The organism is Proteus sp. fly-1067 (genome assembly GCF_040139345.1).
Lineage (GTDB): Bacteria > Pseudomonadota > Gammaproteobacteria > Enterobacterales > Enterobacteriaceae > Proteus > Proteus vulgaris_B.
The window spans coordinates 67,184-85,576 of record NZ_JBEEUL010000010.1 but is presented as its reverse complement, the minus strand read 5'-3'; the positions used below and the strand labels follow the sequence as shown (position 1 = coordinate 85,576).

The following is an 18,393-nucleotide window of genomic DNA, read 5'->3' as shown; positions in this document are numbered from 1 at the left end:
ACAGAAGGCGAGCCGTTAAGCTCGCCTGATAAATGTGATTATTGAGTACGCTCAAAACGGCGTAATTGCTCATTTCCACGCGTGACAGCATTATCCAATGCGGCCTGAGCGCTCTGTTTTCCTGACCATACTTTTTCTAATTCTTCATCAACAATTTCGCGTGTTTGCAAGAAATTACCAAAGCGTAATCCTTTGGAATTTGCAGTCGGTTCGGAGGTTGTCATTTGTAATATTGCAGTGTCAGCCCCTGGATTTTGCTGATAAAAGCCTTGTTGTTGTGTCAATGCATAAGCGGCTTTAGTAACAGGAAGATAGCCTGTAGCTTGGTGCCAATCAGCTTGTACTTCAGGGCTTGAAAGATAGGTGAAGAATTTTGCTACACCGTTATATTCTGCATCGGGACGCCCTGACATAACCCATAACGATGCACCACCAATAATGGTGTTAGCAGGTTTTTGTACAAGCGTATCGTCATAAGGTAATTGACTAACACCAATATCAATTCCTTTCATATTCTCTTTAATACCAGCAAAACCCGCTGATGATTCCATCACCATGGCGCACTCTTGGGTATAAAATAGAGGCATTGAGTCGGATTGACGCCCACCATATTTGAAAATACCTGATTTAGACCAATCTGCCATTTGTTGAATATGAGCAACGAAAGGGGTCTTATTAAATAGAAACGTCGTATCTAAGCCATCAAAACCATTATTTTTTGTTGCAATAGGCAAATTATTACGTGCCCCAAAGTTTTCTATTTGTGTCCATGATTGCCATGTGGTGGTAAAGCCACATTTTACTCCGGAGTCGAGCAATTTTTGAGACACAACTTCCATCTCTTTCCATGTTTTAGGCGGTTGGTCTATACCTGCTTTTTTAAACAGAACCTTGTTGTAATAAAGCACGGGTGTTGAGCTATTAAAGGGCAGTGACATCATTTGGCCATCGCTGGTGGTGTAATAGCCGGTAACTGTAGATAGATAACTATTTGGATCAAAAGGCTCGTTAGTTTTTTCCATTAATTGATAAACCGGAAAAACGGCCTTTTTAGCTCCCATCATGCTGGCTGTACCGACTTCAAAGACTTGCACAATAGCAGGTTGGTTTTTAGCACGAAACGAAGCTACTGCACTGGTCATCGTTTCAGCATAAGTGCCTTTATAAACAGGCTTGATCTCATATTCAGATTGGCTTGCATTAAAATCAGACGCGATTTGATTAACTTTCTGACCAAGCGCACCTCCCATTGCATGCCACCATTCAATTTGTGTTTTTGCGTGTGTAGGTGAAGCAAAGAGTGTCATCGCAACGGCAAGGCCCGTTATTGATTTTATCGACATGCAGTATTTCCTTTTAAATCGAGAGTTAAAGGTGCAATCTAGTTTGCTAATTACCCTAAATGTCATTTATGACAAAGGGGTGACAATTAAATGAAGAGTTATTGATGGTGTGACTGTCAAATTGCTGTCATAAATGATTGTCATGATGTCGGCACAAATGAAAAGGAGAGAGAAATGAAGATAGCTGCTCACCGAGGTTTTTCTGGAAAAGCCCCTGAAAATACGTTAGCTGCATTTAAAATGGCGATTGATTTTGGGTGTGAATGGATTGAGACGGATGTGCAATTAACGGCAGATCATGTTCCTGTGCTTATTCATGATAAAACGGTTAACCGCTGCACGAATGGGCAAGGTGCTGTGCGTTTTCATACTTTAGATGATTTACATCGTCTTGATGCAGGAAGTTGGTTTAGTTCACTTTATCAAGGTGAAAAAATTCCCTCTTTAAGACAAGGACTACAGTTAATTAAACGTTCAGGCACAAAACTCAATATTGAGCTGAAAACATGGCCCGATGATGATATTGAACGCTTATGCTTAGCCGTCTCTGATATGATAAAAAGTGCAGATATTCCGAATGAGCAAATTTTATTTTCTTCTTTTGATACACAAGCTTTAATTGTGATGAAGCGATATTCTCCTTTTATCCGAAGAGGACAATTGTGGGATGAGATCCCCGATAATGCATTAGAAACATTAAAAGTTATTGATGGTTTTAGTGTGCATTGTAATTACAAATATCTTACACAAGAACAAGCGCAATTGTTCAAACAAGCAGGCTATGAAATCTATTGTTATACCCCTAATGATCCTGATGAAGTGAAAGATTTTGAACAATGGGGAGTTGATATGCTAATTACCGATATGCCTGATGTTTATCAATCTGATATTGTTCAAATAGCAAAATGAAAAAGCCCTAACTATCCCATTTATTTGTATTAAATAAGGCGTTATCAATCTGTTTGATGACGCTTCTTGTTTCCTCTCTTTCTCATTCTATTTACTGAAATTAAATAAGAGAAATGTTGAGTAATAGATGTTTTATTTACATTCTCTGTTATTATCCTGCGCAATTAATGAATAGATATTGTTCAATACGATAATGTTTATCTCATTAAATGATAAAAATGGGGTAAGTGGTTAGCGATATGGCGACCCTATTAACCCAACCTCTGAGAGTAGAGGTGAGTTATTTCTACTTTAATTGCCAATAATATAATTGAGAGTGAAACATGAAAGAACTCGTTGTTGTTGCCATTGGAGGCAACAGTATTATTAAAGACAATGCTAGCCAGTCTATCGCTCATCAAGAACAAGCAGTACAAGAGGTTGCAGCCCATATTAGTGATATGGTGGCTGAAGGGTATAATATTGTTCTTACTCATGGTAATGGACCACAAGTAGGGCTTGATTTACGCCGTGCAGAAGTTGCACATGTACAAGAAGGTTTACCATTAACGCCATTAGCCAATTGTGTTGCAGACACACAAGGTGGGATTGGTTATTTAATACAACAAGCGTTAACCAATAAGCTTCGTGTTCAACAAAATAAACAAGCGATCACCCTTATCACTCAAGTTGAAGTAGATAAAAACGATCCTAATTTTGTTTCTCCAACAAAACCTATTGGTGCATTTTTCTCTGAACAAGAGATGATGCAATTACAACAAGAAAACCCTCAATGGCATTTTATTGAAGACTCTGGCCGTGGTTATCGTCGTGTTGTTGCCTCTCCTATTCCACAACATGTAATTGAATCCAATGCAATTAAATCATTGTCAGAATGTGGCTATGTTGTGATTGCTGTAGGGGGTGGTGGTATTCCAGTTATTAAAAATGAGCAAGGAAATTACCAAAGTGTTGATGCCGTGATTGACAAAGATCTATCCTCAACGCTACTGGCAAAAGAATTGCATGCAGATATTCTGATTATTACAACCGGTGTTGAAAAAGTCTGTATTCATTTCGGTAAACCAGAACAAAAAGCGTTAGGTGAAACCTCTGTGGCAGAAATGACTCAATATATGCATGAGGGGCATTTTCCTCCGGGTAGTATGCTTCCTAAAATCGAAGCGAGTTTGTCATTTTTAGCCGCAGGCGGAAAACGTGTGATTATCACAACACCGGAAAAATTGGCTTCTGCTTTAAAAGGTGAAACAGGAACACATATTGTTGCTTAATTATCACCATAAGTAATATTCAATTATATTTTTAACAAGCGCCTTATCTGTAAAAAGTAAGGCGCTTATTTTATCCGTGTATTTTTTATAGATGATTAAATAGAGTGATTGGCGGGATAGGCTTTTGCGTAATGACGTGGGTTTAATCGTGAAAATAATCCTATCGTAATAATCACTAAAATGGCATGAAATGCCCATGCATAAGTAAAGCTTCCATCAGATTGGCGTAATAGGACAGCAACCAATGGTCCAAATGCAGCAATAATAAAACCACCACCTTGCATTAGTGCTGATAGTGCGCCAGCTTGCGCGGGGTCAGGAATGTGATCAAGTGCGACGATCATCATCATGGAAAAACATCCTCCTAAGCCACAACCTAAGAAAATACTCCAAAGATAAGGCGCACTCATGGGGATCGTCATTATTGCGCCAAATCCGATAAATTGGCTTATTAATGTTAACATCAGCCAAAAACGCCGATCGTGATTTTTAGCCGCCAAAAATGGAATGATCAATGCTGCTGATGCTTGAAAAAGGGAAAGGATAGCGACTAGCGAGCCACTTTGAGCGCTTGGCATTCCTAACGATTGATAGAAAGGAGCTAGCCATGTTACCACAGAAGCATATCCTGCATTAACACAACCAAATCCTAAGATAAGTAACCCTGTTCTAGGGCGCCAGATCAAGGTATTGAGTGATATTTTGTTGGCGGAGGTGGCGCTATTTTTAATAGAGAAAAGAATAGCAACAAATGCAAAGCCAGCAGGAAGTGCAAACCATGCCAAAGCACTTTGCCAATGACCATTGGGGGCGGTGAGAATAGGGGAAAGTTGAGCACCTAGTGCGCCTCCCCCCATTAACATGGCGGAATATAATCCCATCATGATAGGTGTTCTATTTCCAAACCATCCTTTAATAATGCCGGGAAATACCGCTTGAATATAGGCGACACTTAAACCACAAAAGAGTGCTGTCAGTAATAGTTGATGACCATCAGAAACATAAGCACGAGAAAATGAGCCTATAAGTAGCATCAACATCGCCACTAACAGCCCTTTACGCACTTGAATATAAGACTGTAAAAAGGGAACGATTAATGCGCCTATTCCCATTAACAGCATAGGTAATAGCGTGAGTAATGAGACTTGGCTATAACTCATTCCTGTTGAGGCAATAATATTGTCAATAACAGGGCCTGGGCCAGTTAAGAAAGGGCGTAAATTTATCCCAACTAAAATAATAGTGAGGACAATCTGCCATGTTTTTTTTCGTGGTAAGGCAGTCATTATAATTCCCTGATAAACAATAAATATTATCTACTTTATGGACAATATTGATATAAACAGATGAGGGGTTTTATATCAACATAAATATCATTAGGTATTTTAACTAATCATCACGCTATTTAAGCGATATATTTTAATTTCCACTGTTTAATCTGACTCTTGGGATTAATTAATACAAACTCATAATGTTCAAAATGAGAAAGTACCTTTTTAAATTCCAGTGCTGCTTTATCTAAATCCCACGATTTAGGGAAATAAAAGCCATCAAAAGGGATGTTTTCAAGTTGTGCACTAAATTGATGAATAAATTCATCAAACCCAGCATAAAAGAGTGCGATTTTTCCAGACCAATTAATGTGATAAGTATTATCTTGTTGGCGCTGGAAGTGAATTTGATGATTTTTACATGCATCATGACCTAATAAGTAAATACTGAAAGCAGGGACTTCTGCTCTTTCTTCATATTCATCTGTATCACTATCGATTTGAGGGGCAATATCAACATTAAATTGATGAGTAATAAAGTTATCAAAATCGAACGGCGTATTTCCTGTGCTGAGCAAAATACCTTGGTCGTCAGACCAATAAGTTGAGGAGAGCGTACAACAGTGATAATTATCCCAAACAATGGGAGCTTGCCAGTGAGCTAGGCTGGTATATTCTTCTTCGTCATCTGATTCATCTTCGTTGATATCATCCAGATAATCCTCCCCTTCACTTAAATAGTAATCGGCACTTCTAAGATGAAGATCAAACCAAAGTTGTCCATTTTTATCTAATCGCCCAGACCAGACAAATTCTTTAATTTTATGGGGCTTAGGATAAGCGCTATCAATAAATGTAATGGTACGTACTGGTGTGGTCATGGTCTGTTTTCTTTTAAATATAGGTTTGTTTACTAGGGTAATAGAGTGATAACTATCAGCATTATTATGATAAAAGTGATGCTCACTCTAAAATATCATACATTACACGGTGTAATAGAACTCAAATAAGTGAGATAGTGATGTTAACGGCATTAAATCAGCAACTACCTATTCCTTCTGCAATACATGAAAATGGAAAAGAAGAGAGATGGCCATTAATTGATAACAAATATGCCTTTCCCAAAGATTATATTGCGTTTATCACCCAATATGGATCAGGTCAGGTAGCTGATTTTATAACGTTATTTAATCCCTTTAGCCAAAATGAGTACATTAATTTTTTCCAGCAAAAAGAGCAGATCCTTGAAGATTTCAGCTCATTAATCAATGATGATCCTAATTACTATCGTTTTGTTCTATATCCAAAATGTAATGGGCTTTTACCCATTGGTGTCACGGATAATGGAGATACGCTTTTTTGGGTTGTTTTATCAGAAAATAGTGAGCTTTGGACAATAGCAATTATTCCATCTAGAGGATCAGAGGTAGAATTTATTGCAGAGAGTCTGACAGGGTTTTTAGAGGGAGTTTTATCAAAACGAATACGTTGCCAATCATTCCCTGAGGGATTTCCATCAGAAAAAATGATATTTAGCCCAGAAGTTTGATAAGTTATTTTCCTATGGGGAGTTGAGTCACAAAATAGGAAGTAGCAAGTCCAATAAAGATAGAAATGCTAAAGCTAATCAGTGTACCTAACATAACATATTCTGTTAGCTTTTTATCTTGATCATCTTGTAATTCACCAAATCTAAATATTGATTTAGCTGCTAATAAAAAGCCAATTGCTGCAAATTGATTTAAAAGAATAAAAGTTAAGATTAGTGTTCTTTCTAAATAACCAATAGATTGACCCGCAGAAACGAGTGTTGAGCCTTCTACTGCAACAGGTGTCCATTTCTTTAGTAACATATAAATAAGGCTCGAAATAGGCTTTAAAATAATGATGTAGGCAAGAACAACAATAAGATATTTGTAGTTAATATTTTTAAAACTAAGATCATGGAATATTTGAGTATTTTGATCAACAAGCACTATCCATAAAAAGGTAATCACGAATAAATGAAGAGCTTGATCAGTGATAAACCATTTTAACGAGTTATCCGTATAGGATTTAGCAAGATCAAAAATAAAATGACTAATTAATATTACTAAGCTATAAGCTAAAATAGAAATAAGGCTTATCTCGGACATTACTACAAGAATAATAAAACTTATCCCACCTTGTAGTAGTGAGTGTAAATAAAGTGCTTTAGATTTGTAATGTAGAGCGTTTCGCGCTTCTATCCATGTTCTCGGTTGCAAATAAAAATCAAAAATAATATGTGCAACATAGAGGGATATAAGAAGCGTGAAGTTATACATATCAATAAACCTTGTTAATCAAATAATTAAAGTATTGAATATATTCATCTATGAGTTGATAGTGGCTAGCATTTAGTAATCGAGTAATATTACTTCTCGATTTATTTAACTCATTGGCAATAGCGTAGTGAGATTTATCTTTATTGACCATGTATTTAAGTAAAACTTGTGCTTGTGCTCGAGTAATTTCTTTGAGTTGTAAATCTAAATACTTAGTCACTAAAGTAATATTGTGTTGGAAGTCGGTATCAGAAGTTGATATTGCCAATATTTCACCTTTCATTTTATCCAGCCCTTCACCTGATAAAATAAAAGCCTCACCTATAGACGTCCTAACATCATTGCGTAATGAATCTACTTTTCCAACACCAATGCTTTGTCGAGCGCTGATTTCAAGACTTGATGTTTTGAGTGCGAGCTGGATGACAATGGCGACTTTAATGGCATCATTAGCTTTTGAACAAACAAGTTGGAAGGAGTCGCCACGATATCGGTCATATTTAAGCGGAAGTTGCTCTGAGAGCAGTTGAACGGTTTGCTCTAAGGTGTAAAGCATAACATCATAGTTTTCAGGTGTAATATCTCTAGAGCCTATGATGTCACCGGTGATCACACTAATGATGTTGTTATTCATTAATTTGTACCTATAGCTTTATGAGAGAATGGCAATCAATATAAACGCGCTATATTCGGTTATTGGACGTAGCCATGACGATGAAGGTTACCAAATTTGGTAACATGTAATAATGTTACCAAATTTGGTAACCTATACCATGGATGTTATAGAGTAAGTCCGATAAAGAAGCAACAAAAAAGCCTTTTCTGGAAAACCAGAAAAGGCTTTTTATAAAAATAGACCTAACTGACTAGGATCAGTTCATGCCGTATTTTTTCAGTTTCTTACGCAGTGTGCCGCGGTTAATGCCCATCATTTGCGCTGCACGCGTTTGGTTGCCACGGGTGTACTGCATTACCATGTCCAACAATGGCTGTTCAACTTCAGCCAATACTAGCTCATATAAGTCATTAACATCTTGACCATTTAATTGAGCAAAATAGTTCTTCAGTGCTTGTTTAACTGAGTCACGTAAAGGTTTTTGGGTCACCTGATCTTGTGAATTTACGGTGGCAACTGTTAGTACGTCTGAATTTACGCGTTGTTCGAACATAGTTCTGTCAGCTCTTTTATTTATTTACGCAAAAAATTTTCGAAATATGCTTCCAACGCCTCCAGCTGTTCGCTGGCATCCTCTATGGCGTTGAAGGAGCGCCGAAACTGGTCATCAGGGGCATGTTCCTTGAGATACCAAGAGACATGCTTGCGTGCAATGCGAGTTCCTTTGCCTTGACCGTAAAAGTCGTGCAACTCACGCACATGCTTTTGCATTATTTGTTGTACCTCTACAATCGGTAGAGGGGGCAACAGTTCACCTGTGTCCAGATAGTGCTGGATTTCCCGAAAGATCCAGGGTCTTCCCTGAGCAGCGCGACCGATCATCAAAGCATCGGCTCCAGTGTAGTCTAATACTGCTCTGGCTTTTAGCGGGTCTGTTATGTCTCCATTCGCAATAATGGGAATAGAAACATTCTGCTTAACTGTCCGAATACTGTCGTATTCGGCTTCCCCTTTGAACAAACACTCGCGTGTACGCCCATGAATAGTGAGAGCCTGAATACCACAACGTTCAGCCAATTTGGCAATCTCTACACAGTTACGTTCATCAGGTGACCAGCCAGTACGGATCTTGAGAGTAACAGGTACATCTACCGCGTTAACCACAGCAGAGAGGATCTCTGCGACAAGGTCGGGATGACGAAGTAGTGCTGAACCTGCTAGCTTTTTATTCACCTTTTTTGCAGGGCAACCCATGTTAATGTCGATAATTTGAGCACCACTATCTGCGTTTATCTTCGCAGCAGCCGCCATATCAACGGGATCACTTCCTGCAATTTGTACGGAGCGGATCCCCAATTCATCACTATGTACCATTCGTAACCGAGACTTGTCTGTCTGCCAAACCTGAGGATTGGAAGAGAGCATCTCAGAAACTGTCATACCCGCACCCATATCATAGCAAAGCGACCGAAAAGGTCGGTCTGTAACGCCAGCCATGGGAGCCGCGATAAGGCAATTTTTTAACTGATACTGTCCGATTCGCATAGATGAAAAGAGGGCCAAACTGTGACTGCAAGGGCGCGTATATTACGCATTTTTTGCCAGATATGAAAGGACAAAGTTTAACCAAATTGCGAAAAAAAGTTACTTTTTTACACTTGATTTTTTATGAATTGATTATTTAATCAATAAAAACATAATGTTATGTGTTTTTAAAAAATTAAAATTTGATGGTATAGAATTGATAAACAAGTGGAACTAAGTAGAGTTTATCAGGCAAAAATGTGATTAATGCCTGATAAACAATAATTAAGTGAAATTTTAACGTAATAAGATTATCTCACTTTGGTTAATATTTGTTCTGTGTTATTTTTTCACACCGGTAATACGACACCACTCTTCTTTCTCAGCAACGGGATCTAAGTTAAATAATCCTTCATAGGCAGCTGCCACACCTTCTGCTTGTGTCGCTAATACGCCAGAAAGACCTAGATATCCACCCTGACGAGGCAGTGTACTAATAACGGGTGCAAGTTCACGTAATGGGCCAGCTAAAATATTTGCCACGACAACATCAGCACTGAGGTTATCAGGCTGGTCTTTTGCAAGGTACAGTGTGAGTGCGTCAGATACACCATTACGTTGTGCATTATCACGGCTTGCTTGGATGGCTTGCGGGTCGATATCAATACCAATTGCTTTAGCTGCACCTAATTTTAAAGCCGCAATTGCTAAAATCCCAGAACCACAACCGAAGTCGATAACCGTTTTACCTTTTAAATCTAAACCATCAAGCCACTGAAGGCATAATGAGGTAGTAGGGTGGGTACCTGTACCAAATGCAAGACCTGGGTCTAGCATGACGTTGACGGCATTAGGATCAGGTACTTCACGCCAACTTGGGCAAATCCATAAACGCTCACCAAAGCGCATTGGGTGGAAGTTATCCATCCATTCACGTTCCCAATCTTTATCTTCGAGTTGTTCAATTTTGTGCAGGAAGCCTTGACCTAGTAGTGGCGTGTTTTCTAACATCGCTACAATAATTTTCATGTCAGTTTCTGCATCATATAAACCGATAACGTCAGTATCACCCCACAGGCGAGTTTCACCCGGTAAAGGTTCAAAGATAGGGGTATCGTGACTATCTTGGAAAGTCACTGAAACGGCACCGCTTTCAACTAGCTCATCACCAATAGCTTCGGCATTGGCAGCAGTTGCATTAAGTCTTAATTGTATCCAAGGCATAATTAATCTCTTTAAAAACGAATTCACTGTAATGATGCTGATTGTGGCAGAGTATGCTCTCCAAATCGATTAGCAACAAGAAATGCTACTAAGCTTAATAACAGTGAGGGAACAATAGGGTGGAATCCAGCTATTTGGATATTAAATGTCGCAAGAGTGGCATAGAGAGTGGCACCTGTGATCATACCTGCAATAGCGCCATAACGATTCGCTTTTTCCCAATAAAGGCCAAGAACTAAAGGCCATAAGAAAACAGCTTGCAGGCCACCAAAAGCGAGTAAATTAAGCCAAATAATCATTGATGGTGGGTTCCATGCAGCAAACAGCAGTAGTACACCTAAAATCAAGGTTGAAAGGCTCGATAAACGGGATATACGTTTCTCATTAGTAATAGCATGAGGGGCGATATTGAGATAAAGATCTTTGACTAACGTTGCTGAAGATTGTAACAGTTGCGCATTAATCGTAGACATAATGGCAGCCATAGGCGCCGCAAGGAAAATACCTGCTGCAATAGGCGGTAAGACTTCAACCATTAATGTTGGGATAACCTGATCGGGAACTGTCAGGTCAGGAATGATCGCCCGGCCTAATGCACCAGCAAAATGCATACCAAACATTAATAATGACATCACAATAGTGCCAATAATGATCCCTTTATGCATGGCTTTGCTGTCTTTGTAAGAGATGCAACGTACCGCAGTATGTGGCAAGCCTATTACACCAAAACAGACCAGTACCCAGAATGAAGCCATAAAAGGCCCCGTTAGAATGCCATCCGCACCTTGAGGTGAGGTTAATGCGGGATCGATAGCATTGAGTTTTTGTATCGCAATATCTAAACCACCCGCTTTATAGATAATAGCAACCAGTAGGATAAAGGTACCGAGTAGCATCACAAGACCTTGTAATGCATCGTTTAATACGCTAGCTCTAAATCCACCAATTGCAGTGTACAGCGCAATCGAGACCCCAAAAATAAGCAAGCCAAACTCATAAGGGATGCCGGCAGCGGTTTCTAATAAACGTGCGCCACCAATAAATTGCACTGTCATGGCACCGATAAAGGCGACTAATAGACTTAAACTGGCAAACCAAACGAGAAAACGACTTTTGTAACGCGCATATAGCATGTCGTTTAAAGTAACGGCATTATAACGACGCGCTAAAATGGCGAATTTTTTTCCTAATACCCCAAGGGATAGCCAAATTGCGGGTAGTTGGATCATCGAAAGCAATACCCAACCAATACCATATTTATAGGCAGCACCTGGCCCACCGATAAAGGAACTTGCGCTAACATAAGTGGCAGTGATTGTCATCGCTAACACGAAGCCCCCCATGGAACGATTACCCAGAAAATATTCGTTAAGAAACTCACCTTTTTCGCGCTTACGATAAGCATAAGCCGATAGCAGAAAAACCAACAGAAGGTAGCCAATCAGTGGCACTATGACCTCAGTTTGCATCGTCATGCTCATCTCCTAACGGCATATCTTTGAAAAAGTAGCGCACCATCAGATAGCACAACAAAAAAAACAAAACAGGTAAGAATAAGCATGAAAGCTCAAACCAAACAGGTAAACCAGTAATGCCTAGTGTGTTATCAGGTAAATAGGCGGTAATTAACCAACCCAACAAATAAATAAAAGTTAAAATTAGGGCCCAAAGGGCTTCTTTGTGGGCCTGAACAAAACGTTTGTCCATCTGTTCTCCCAATCTTAATAGGGTTAAAAATGAATGGAAGGATTGTACGGGAAAGTGAGTGTTGATTCAGTGAAAATTAATCATAAACTCACGAGGTAATATTAAAAATTGACTATGTTGCTGTTTTAAAAGGATTGTTATTAAGTTTCTATTTAATGAGGTAATAAAATAGAGATGGGCTTTTATATTAATTGAGAAATTAAGTGTTGAAATAATCACCGTAAATAGAGCGTTTAAGATAATTGAAATAGGAAAAAAGAAGAGCAGACACTGAAATAGATTGATCAAATGTGGTGCTCTTCTTTGTTTTACTCATCTCAAAAATTAAAGGGCATTTTTTATTCTTTCTAAGCCTTCTTTGATAATGGAACGAGGGCAAGCAAGATTTATACGAATATAGTTATCACCATTACTTACAAACATATTTCCACCTTCTAATAAAATGCCTGTTTTATTGGCAAAATAGAGTGAAAGTTGTTGGTTATCGACATCTTCAGGTAAATATTCAGTCAAATTAATCCATGCTAAATAGGTTGAATCAGGTATTTTAAAGTTTGCTTTTGGGAAATGAGTCTGAGCAAATTCTTGTACTAATTTAAAGTTATCATCGAGATAGTTTCTTAGTGCTTTTAACCATTCATCACATTGAGAATAAGCAGCTTTTGTTGCAACTAAACTTAATGGTGAAATAAAGTCATCATAAAGGCGAAGCCACTCTTTTTTTACTTCTTCATTCTTAATAAAAATATGAGACATTAGATTACCTGCAAGATTAAATGTCTTGCTTGGTGCCATACAGGTAACAATTTTCTCATAATAAGGGAAAAGTTTAGCAATAGGTGTGTGTGACACACCGTTACGCAATAAATCACAATGTATTTCATCTGATATCATCCAAATATCATTTTCAACACAGAGTTTTCCCATCTTAATTAGTTCTTCTTCCGTCCACACTTTACCCGTTGGATTTTGAGGATTACATAAAATAAAGAGCTTAATATTAAGTGATTTATCTTTAATTTTGCGTTCCATATCTACAAAATCAATAGAGTACTCACCATCTTTTTCTAATAAATCAGAGTAGATCACTTGGCGAGAATTATAGTCTCCCGCTTGTTTAAATGGTGTATAAGAAGGTGTTTGAATAAGGATGCTTTCATCTTCTTTTATTAATAAAGGGACTAAGCGGTTTAATGCAGGAATAATACCCGGTGATAATACAATTTCACGTGGATCGATTTCCCAATCGTAATGTCTTTGGCACCAATCTTTAAATATTTGGTAATACTCTTCATCATACACTTTGGTATAACCTAATATTTTTCTATCTAGGCGTGTTTTAATGGCTTCAAGAACTTCAGGCGGAGTAGAAAAGTCCATATCCGCAACCCACATTCTAATAAATTCATTATCAGTAAAGGCGAACTGTGCGTCTTTATCTGCTTTAAAAATATACTGGCGCCAACCATCATAATTTAAAGCATCGGTATCTTTTCTATCTATAATTTCATCAAAGTTATATTTCATGGTAAGCCTTTAATACGTCTAATTAAATAAATTTCAAGAAAGGGGAAATACAAAGCAGAATGCCCGTAAAGATAATCAAATACAGTGATCCACCTTTATAACGATGCAATGAAGGTACTTTGTAAACTAAATAAGCAGGAATAAGACAACCTACAATCCCGAAAATAGGACTACAGATTGAAGTGAACATTAATACTGGCAAATTAAGAACAATTGCACCCCATGCAATAACTACAGTAAAAATTACAATACATAATGTGAGGATTTTCTGATTAATTTTTTCTGCGGGAATAATACGAGTAAGAGCATTCATGACTAAGCCTTGTACTGCTTCTTTAAAGCCTAGATAAACGCCAAAGAATGCTGTCATTAAAGCAAAAATATTGAGTGCAACGCCGACAGGCGTGACATATTTAGCCGCATCGCCTTCAATAAATTGCGCTGCGATGGCTAAGGCCGAAATATTCTGCTCATAGGCCTTAACCGCTTCATCATGGCCGATAGCAAAGGTAAAAGAAACGGCATAAAAGAAGACAACACAAAATAGTGTACCGAAAGAAATATTCATGGCTCTTAAGGCTTTATAACGAGCGACTTCAATCGATTTGTTTTTAGCTCGATAAGAGATAACCATCGGACTAAGAGATTGAATAAAGAGAATAGAAGTCAGTGTAAAAGGTAGCGTAATAATGGCATTCTTAATTAATAAGCTAAAAGGCGGGAAGGCATCGATATTTTTCGATAGATCCCACATGCTTATCATCATGACACCTAGCGCAAATACAACGAGTAATTTAGATAACACCATAAAGCTTGAGATTTTAAATAATAACTCTTCACTTCGTGATGCAATTAAGACGAGAAACGAGATAAGAATTAATCCATAAAAAGGGTTTTCTGATAGTAATCCTTCAGTTACGCCAAAGGTATGTAGGTAAGATGCTGTATCATTAGTCAGCGCTGTTGGATAAGCAAAAATCCAAATCACTAACATTAAAAAGTAAAGTAACCCTAAAAACATTCCCCAGTTTTTACCAAGATAACCTTCGATAACACTTGGGTAGTCTTTACATTCTTTAGAATCGGCAAGAGTATTAATAAATAAGCGTTGAAAGAGGTACATGGCAGGGTAGCCAATAATAGAAGAGAGTAAAAACACCCATAATCCAATTAAGCCAACTTGCACAGGTAAGAACACAATACCTGCGCCAATTGCCATGCCGATACTGATAATAATCCATCCCATATCAGTATTATCGAATCGTGTTAGTTTTTTCCATTCTTCTTTTGAGAAAGAGGCCCTATCAACTTTTTGTTCTAATAAGGTCATACATGTGATCCCATGTGAAAGTAAAATTTATAGTATTTGTTTTGTTAAGTTTATTTATGGAACATGATTTTTAATCATTTTGTATTAGCTGAATAACGATACTTCGAGAATAATTTTAGCAATTAGTGTGATTAATTATTTCTCCATATTGGAAGCTAGACGGACTTATTTATTAATAAAATTCGCTAAAATTGAGTTATAAATTAATTATCTTTGATAAAAACGTTATTTTGATTAATGTCACAGAGGTGTGAATAGAATGGATCTTGACAAAACGGATATGGGGATCCTGAAACTGTTACAAGAAGAAGGACGACTGAATAATGCTGAAATAGCTAAACGTGTGTTTTTGTCTCCGCCCGCTTGTTGGAAACGATTAAAGGCATTAGAAAAAGGAGTGATCAAGAATTATCGCGCCATCATTGATCCTAAGCACTTAGGGTTTAATTTTTATGCCTTTATGAATATTACGTTAGATTTGCATTCTGAAGATAATATGGCGCACTTTGAACAAGAGATAATGAAGATTGATAATGTGATTTCTTGCCATAATATTTCAGGGCGATATGACTATATGTTGCAATTGGTCGTTAAAGATATGGAAGATTTTCATAACGTTTCCATGATGAAAGTACGAGCAATTGGTAATATCAAAGAAATGAACACCAGTTTTAGCATTCGAGAAATAAAACCTTTTAAAGGGTTTCCTATTAAATAGATTCTTATCAGAAAATTAGTAATAAAAAAGGCATAGTGATTAAACTATGCCTTTTCTTGTTAAGTGAAAAAGATTATTTCTCAGCTAAACCTAAACGTTTTTCAAGGTAGTGAATATTAGTACCACCTTTTTGGAATTGCCCATCATTCATAATGAACTGATGCAGTTCAATATTGGTTTTAATACCGTCAATGATAAGTTCTGCCAATGCATTTTTCATGCGAGAGATCGCGATTTCGCGTGTTTCACCGTAAGTGATCAATTTACCAATCATTGAATCATAGTGAGGTGGAACAGTATAACCTGCGTAAATATGCGATTCCCAACGTACGCCAAATCCACCTGGTGAGTGGAAACGAGTAATAGTCCCCGGGCTTGGCATGAACGTTTTTGGATCTTCTGCGTTAATACGGCATTCAATTGCATGACCATGAACATTAACTTGATCTTGCGTTACTGATAAAGGTAAGCCAGATGCAATGCGTAACTGCTCTTTAATTAAGTCGATGCCAGTGATCATTTCTGTTACTGGATGTTCCACCTGAATACGGGTGTTCATCTCAATAAAGTAGAATTCACCATTCTCATACAGGAATTCGAAGGTACCCGCACCACGATAACCGATTTCAATACATGCGTTCGCACAGCGTTCGCCGATATTTTTACGGATTTCAGGGGTAATACCCGGTGCTGGTGCTTCTTCAACTACTTTTTGGTGACGACGTTGCATTGAACAATCACGTTCAGCCAAATAGATAGCATTACCTTGACCATCAGCCATGACTTGAATTTCAATGTGGCGTGGGTTTTCAAGGTATTTTTCCATGTATACCATGTCGTTGCTAAATGCCGCTTTTGCTTCCGCACGCGTCATTGTAATTGATTGTTCTAGATCTTTTTCAGAACGAACAACTCGCATACCGCGTCCACCACCGCCGCCAGAAGCTTTGATGATAACTGGGTAGCCAATACGTTTAGCAATTTCAATATTTTTTGCAGTGTCGTTACCTAAAGGACCGTCTGATCCTGGTACACACGGAACACCTGCTTTTTTCATCGCTTCAATGGCTGAAACCTTGTCACCCATTAGGCGGATGGTTTCAGCTTTTGGGCCGATAAAAATAAAGCCAGAGCGCTCAACTTGCTCTGCAAAATCAGCATTTTCAGATAGGAAACCGTATCCTGGATGAATGGCTTGTGCGCCACTGATCTCAGCCGCTGCAATGATTGCAGGGATATTTAGGTAACTTTTTGCTGAAGCAGCGGGACCAATACAGATAGTCTCGTCTGCCAGCAGAACGTGTTTTAAATCACGGTCTGCTGTGGAGTGAACGGCAACTGCTTTGATCCCAAGCTCTTTACATGCTCTTAAGATACGCAGTGCTATCTCACCACGGTTGGCAATGAGGATTTTTTCTAGCATGGACCTGCCTCGTTATTCGATAACAAAGAGTGGAGCGTCAAACTCAACATTGTCGCCGTCTTGGCAAAGGATAGTTTTAACAACACCCGCTTTATCAGATTCAATCTGATTCATCATTTTCATTGCTTCAACGATGCACAGAGTATCGCCGACATTGACTTGCTGACCGACTTCAACAAATTTCTTAGCTTCAGGGCTTGGTGAGCGATAGAACGTTCCGACCATTGGTGAACGAACAACGTGACCACTGATTTCTTGCGTTGGAGTTGCTGCTGGAGTTTCTGGTGCTACTGACGCAACAGCATTTGCTAACGCAGGTTGAGGAGCCGCTGGTGCCGCAAAATATTGCTGAGGAGCCATTTGACCCTGAAGACCAGTATTACGACTGATACGTACTGACTCTTCACCTTCAGAAATTTCTAGTTCAGAAATGCCAGACTCTTCGACTAGCTCGATCAGTTTTTTAATTTTACGAATATCCATGAGTTGATTCCGTACTCTTTTTTGATGTTTTTTATTAAGACAAACGGCTGACCGCTGCCTGTAAAGCAAATCGATAACCTTCTGCACCTAATCCACAGATTACGCCTGTTGCGATATCAGAGAGATATGAGTGGTGACGGAAAGGCTCCCGACTGTAGACATTGGATAGGTGAATTTCAATAAATGGAATATTCACCCCTAATAATGCATCACGCAGTGCAACACTGGTATGCGTGAAAGCCGCAGGGTTGATTAATATGTAATCGGTATTTCCCCGCGCTGCATGAATTTTATTTATCAGCTCAAATTCAGCATTAGACTGAAAATGGCTAAGTTTCACATTTAATGCCTGAGCATCTGCTGACAAACTTTGAACGATATCATCCAGAGTTAAGTGTCCGTAGGTTTCCGGCTCTCTTGTTCCAAGCAGGTTTAGATTCGGACCATTCAGGAGCAAAATATGAAAATTTTCCGACATTATGCTTCTATCTCCGTCAATTCGTCAACGAAATGACAAAATAACCTGTGCTTTTCGTTTTGTCATCTTTTATTGTATTCAATGTTACGATACATATCACAAAGTCCGACATTATAGACATTTCACAGAAGATAACAGCAAAATACTGGTCTAATCAGGGAAGGAATGGGTTATTTTGATGAAAAGTTAAATATTTTTACAAGATTGTAAACGTAAGAAAGCAAAATAAACAGGTGATGAAAAAATAATCATAACATCACGTT

Annotated in this window: 19 protein-coding genes; 4 read left to right on the top strand and 15 right to left on the bottom strand. The window is 38.3% G+C overall.

Translation table 11 applies throughout. The annotated features are described in order from the left end of the window. Positions 1-38: 38 nt before the first annotated feature. Positions 39-1,343 carry a sn-glycerol-3-phosphate ABC transporter substrate-binding protein UgpB gene (gene ugpB / locus ABN217_RS13835; RefSeq protein ID WP_349459529.1) on the bottom strand — a complete coding sequence of 435 codons (1,305 nt, stop codon included), beginning with the start codon at positions 1,341-1,343 and terminating at the stop codon, positions 39-41. 174 nt (positions 1,344-1,517) lie between these two features. On the opposite strand from ugpB, the gene ABN217_RS13830 reads away from it, so the two are divergent. Together ABN217_RS13830 and ABN217_RS13825 are read left to right on the top strand one after the other, a co-directional pair. After that, positions 1,518-2,252 carry a glycerophosphoryl diester phosphodiesterase gene (locus ABN217_RS13830; RefSeq protein ID WP_196554803.1) on the top strand — a complete coding sequence of 245 codons (735 nt, stop codon included), beginning with the start codon at positions 1,518-1,520 and terminating at the stop codon, positions 2,250-2,252. Positions 2,253-2,575: 323 nt separating this feature from the next. Continuing rightward, the gene (locus ABN217_RS13825; RefSeq protein WP_115350551.1) at positions 2,576-3,523 is read left to right on the top strand and encodes a carbamate kinase family protein; all 948 of its coding nucleotides are present in this window, start codon (positions 2,576-2,578) and stop codon (positions 3,521-3,523) included. 95 nt (positions 3,524-3,618) lie between these two features. On the opposite strand, the gene ABN217_RS13820 is transcribed toward ABN217_RS13825, so the two are convergent. Beyond that, the gene (locus ABN217_RS13820; protein WP_197269581.1) at positions 3,619-4,809 is read right to left on the bottom strand and encodes a cyanate transporter; all 1,191 of its coding nucleotides are present in this window, start codon (positions 4,807-4,809) and stop codon (positions 3,619-3,621) included. A 119-nt stretch (positions 4,810-4,928) separates the two neighbouring features. Then, positions 4,929-5,675 (bottom strand): hypothetical protein, encoded by a 747-nt coding sequence (locus tag ABN217_RS13815; RefSeq protein WP_349459528.1) that lies wholly within the window; start codon positions 5,673-5,675, stop codon positions 4,929-4,931. A 140-nt stretch (positions 5,676-5,815) separates the two neighbouring features. Between ABN217_RS13815 and ABN217_RS13810 the strand changes: the two genes are divergently transcribed. Further along, a complete protein-coding gene (locus ABN217_RS13810; RefSeq protein ID WP_231619334.1) occupies positions 5,816-6,343 on the top strand; it encodes an SMI1/KNR4 family protein in 528 nt (175 codons plus the stop codon). 4 nt (positions 6,344-6,347) lie between these two features. Here ABN217_RS13810 and ABN217_RS13805 read toward each other — a convergent pair whose 3' ends face one another. The 9 genes from ABN217_RS13805 to ABN217_RS13765 form a co-directional block, all read right to left on the bottom strand. Next, a complete protein-coding gene (locus ABN217_RS13805; protein WP_196554799.1) occupies positions 6,348-7,100 on the bottom strand; it encodes a DUF3307 domain-containing protein in 753 nt (250 codons plus the stop codon). Between the two features lies 1 nt (position 7,101). Further along, positions 7,102-7,734: a hypothetical protein gene (locus ABN217_RS13800; RefSeq protein ID WP_196554798.1), complete on the bottom strand. Its 633-nt coding sequence runs from the start codon at positions 7,732-7,734 to the stop codon at positions 7,102-7,104. A gap of 238 nt (positions 7,735-7,972) precedes the next feature. Then, a complete protein-coding gene (gene fis, locus ABN217_RS13795) occupies positions 7,973-8,269 on the bottom strand; it encodes a DNA-binding transcriptional regulator Fis (RefSeq protein WP_004245342.1) in 297 nt (98 codons plus the stop codon). 20 nt (positions 8,270-8,289) lie between these two features. Next, positions 8,290-9,261, bottom strand: a complete 972-nt coding sequence (dusB, locus tag ABN217_RS13790; RefSeq protein ID WP_036938696.1) for a tRNA dihydrouridine synthase DusB — start codon at positions 9,259-9,261, stop codon at positions 8,290-8,292. A 321-nt stretch (positions 9,262-9,582) separates the two neighbouring features. Next, a complete protein-coding gene (gene prmA, locus ABN217_RS13785) occupies positions 9,583-10,464 on the bottom strand; it encodes a 50S ribosomal protein L11 methyltransferase (RefSeq protein WP_340894982.1) in 882 nt (293 codons plus the stop codon). Positions 10,465-10,487: 23 nt separating this feature from the next. After that, complete coding sequence (panF, locus tag ABN217_RS13780; protein WP_349439278.1) at positions 10,488-11,933, bottom strand: sodium/pantothenate symporter; 1,446 nt, start codon at positions 11,931-11,933, stop codon at positions 10,488-10,490. Next, a complete protein-coding gene (locus ABN217_RS13775; RefSeq protein ID WP_115350545.1) occupies positions 11,923-12,171 on the bottom strand; it encodes a YhdT family protein in 249 nt (82 codons plus the stop codon). The genes panF and ABN217_RS13775 overlap by 11 nt, the downstream gene beginning before the upstream one ends. Positions 12,172-12,495: 324 nt before the next feature. Next, complete coding sequence (locus tag ABN217_RS13770; protein WP_349439261.1) at positions 12,496-13,698, bottom strand: MalY/PatB family protein; 1,203 nt, start codon at positions 13,696-13,698, stop codon at positions 12,496-12,498. Between the two features lie 22 nt (positions 13,699-13,720). Further along, a complete protein-coding gene (locus tag ABN217_RS13765) occupies positions 13,721-14,944 on the bottom strand; it encodes an aromatic amino acid transport family protein (protein ID WP_371032673.1) in 1,224 nt (407 codons plus the stop codon). 343 nt (positions 14,945-15,287) lie between these two features. Here ABN217_RS13765 and ABN217_RS13760 point away from each other — a divergent pair, with 343 nt between their 5' ends. Beyond that, a complete protein-coding gene (locus tag ABN217_RS13760; RefSeq protein WP_072069791.1) occupies positions 15,288-15,746 on the top strand; it encodes an Lrp/AsnC family transcriptional regulator in 459 nt (152 codons plus the stop codon). Positions 15,747-15,819: 73 nt separating this feature from the next. On the opposite strand, the gene accC is transcribed toward ABN217_RS13760, so the two are convergent. From accC to aroQ, 3 genes are read right to left on the bottom strand one after another with little or no spacing between them, the layout of a single operon-like run. After that, positions 15,820-17,169 carry an acetyl-CoA carboxylase biotin carboxylase subunit gene (gene accC / locus ABN217_RS13755; protein WP_072069790.1) on the bottom strand — a complete coding sequence of 450 codons (1,350 nt, stop codon included), beginning with the start codon at positions 17,167-17,169 and terminating at the stop codon, positions 15,820-15,822. 12 nt (positions 17,170-17,181) lie between these two features. Beyond that, positions 17,182-17,652, bottom strand: coding sequence for an acetyl-CoA carboxylase biotin carboxyl carrier protein (accB, locus tag ABN217_RS13750; RefSeq protein ID WP_196554796.1), 471 nt, complete (start codon positions 17,650-17,652; stop codon positions 17,182-17,184). Between the two features lie 34 nt (positions 17,653-17,686). Further along, positions 17,687-18,130, bottom strand: coding sequence for a type II 3-dehydroquinate dehydratase (gene aroQ, locus ABN217_RS13745; protein ID WP_072069788.1), 444 nt, complete (start codon positions 18,128-18,130; stop codon positions 17,687-17,689). Positions 18,131-18,393: the final 263 nt, after the last annotated feature.

What these genes read in the sequence shown, in the direction of transcription:
- ugpB (WP_349459529.1), bottom strand. Translation starts at nt 1,343, where the DNA reads ATGTCGATAAAATCAATAACGGGCCTTGCCGTTGCGATGACACTCTTT.
- ABN217_RS13830 (WP_196554803.1), top strand. Translation starts at nt 1,518, where the DNA reads ATGAAGATAGCTGCTCACCGAGGTTTTTCTGGAAAAGCCCCTGAAAAT.
- ABN217_RS13825 (WP_115350551.1), top strand. Translation starts at nt 2,576, where the DNA reads ATGAAAGAACTCGTTGTTGTTGCCATTGGAGGCAACAGTATTATTAAA.
- ABN217_RS13820 (WP_197269581.1), bottom strand. Translation starts at nt 4,809, where the DNA reads ATGACTGCCTTACCACGAAAAAAAACATGGCAGATTGTCCTCACTATT.
- ABN217_RS13815 (WP_349459528.1), bottom strand. Translation starts at nt 5,675, where the DNA reads ATGACCACACCAGTACGTACCATTACATTTATTGATAGCGCTTATCCT.
- ABN217_RS13810 (WP_231619334.1), top strand. Translation starts at nt 5,816, where the DNA reads ATGTTAACGGCATTAAATCAGCAACTACCTATTCCTTCTGCAATACAT.
- ABN217_RS13805 (WP_196554799.1), bottom strand. Translation starts at nt 7,100, where the DNA reads ATGTATAACTTCACGCTTCTTATATCCCTCTATGTTGCACATATTATT.
- ABN217_RS13800 (WP_196554798.1), bottom strand. Translation starts at nt 7,734, where the DNA reads ATGAATAACAACATCATTAGTGTGATCACCGGTGACATCATAGGCTCT.
- fis (WP_004245342.1), bottom strand. Translation starts at nt 8,269, where the DNA reads ATGTTCGAACAACGCGTAAATTCAGACGTACTAACAGTTGCCACCGTA.
- dusB (WP_036938696.1), bottom strand. Translation starts at nt 9,261, where the DNA reads ATGCGAATCGGACAGTATCAGTTAAAAAATTGCCTTATCGCGGCTCCC.
- prmA (WP_340894982.1), bottom strand. Translation starts at nt 10,464, where the DNA reads ATGCCTTGGATACAATTAAGACTTAATGCAACTGCTGCCAATGCCGAA.
- panF (WP_349439278.1), bottom strand. Translation starts at nt 11,933, where the DNA reads ATGCAAACTGAGGTCATAGTGCCACTGATTGGCTACCTTCTGTTGGTT.
- ABN217_RS13775 (WP_115350545.1), bottom strand. Translation starts at nt 12,171, where the DNA reads ATGGACAAACGTTTTGTTCAGGCCCACAAAGAAGCCCTTTGGGCCCTA.
- ABN217_RS13770 (WP_349439261.1), bottom strand. Translation starts at nt 13,698, where the DNA reads ATGAAATATAACTTTGATGAAATTATAGATAGAAAAGATACCGATGCT.
- ABN217_RS13765 (WP_371032673.1), bottom strand. Translation starts at nt 14,944, where the DNA reads ATGGGATGGATTATTATCAGTATCGGCATGGCAATTGGCGCAGGTATT.
- ABN217_RS13760 (WP_072069791.1), top strand. Translation starts at nt 15,288, where the DNA reads ATGGATCTTGACAAAACGGATATGGGGATCCTGAAACTGTTACAAGAA.
- accC (WP_072069790.1), bottom strand. Translation starts at nt 17,169, where the DNA reads ATGCTAGAAAAAATCCTCATTGCCAACCGTGGTGAGATAGCACTGCGT.
- accB (WP_196554796.1), bottom strand. Translation starts at nt 17,652, where the DNA reads ATGGATATTCGTAAAATTAAAAAACTGATCGAGCTAGTCGAAGAGTCT.
- aroQ (WP_072069788.1), bottom strand. Translation starts at nt 18,130, where the DNA reads ATGTCGGAAAATTTTCATATTTTGCTCCTGAATGGTCCGAATCTAAAC.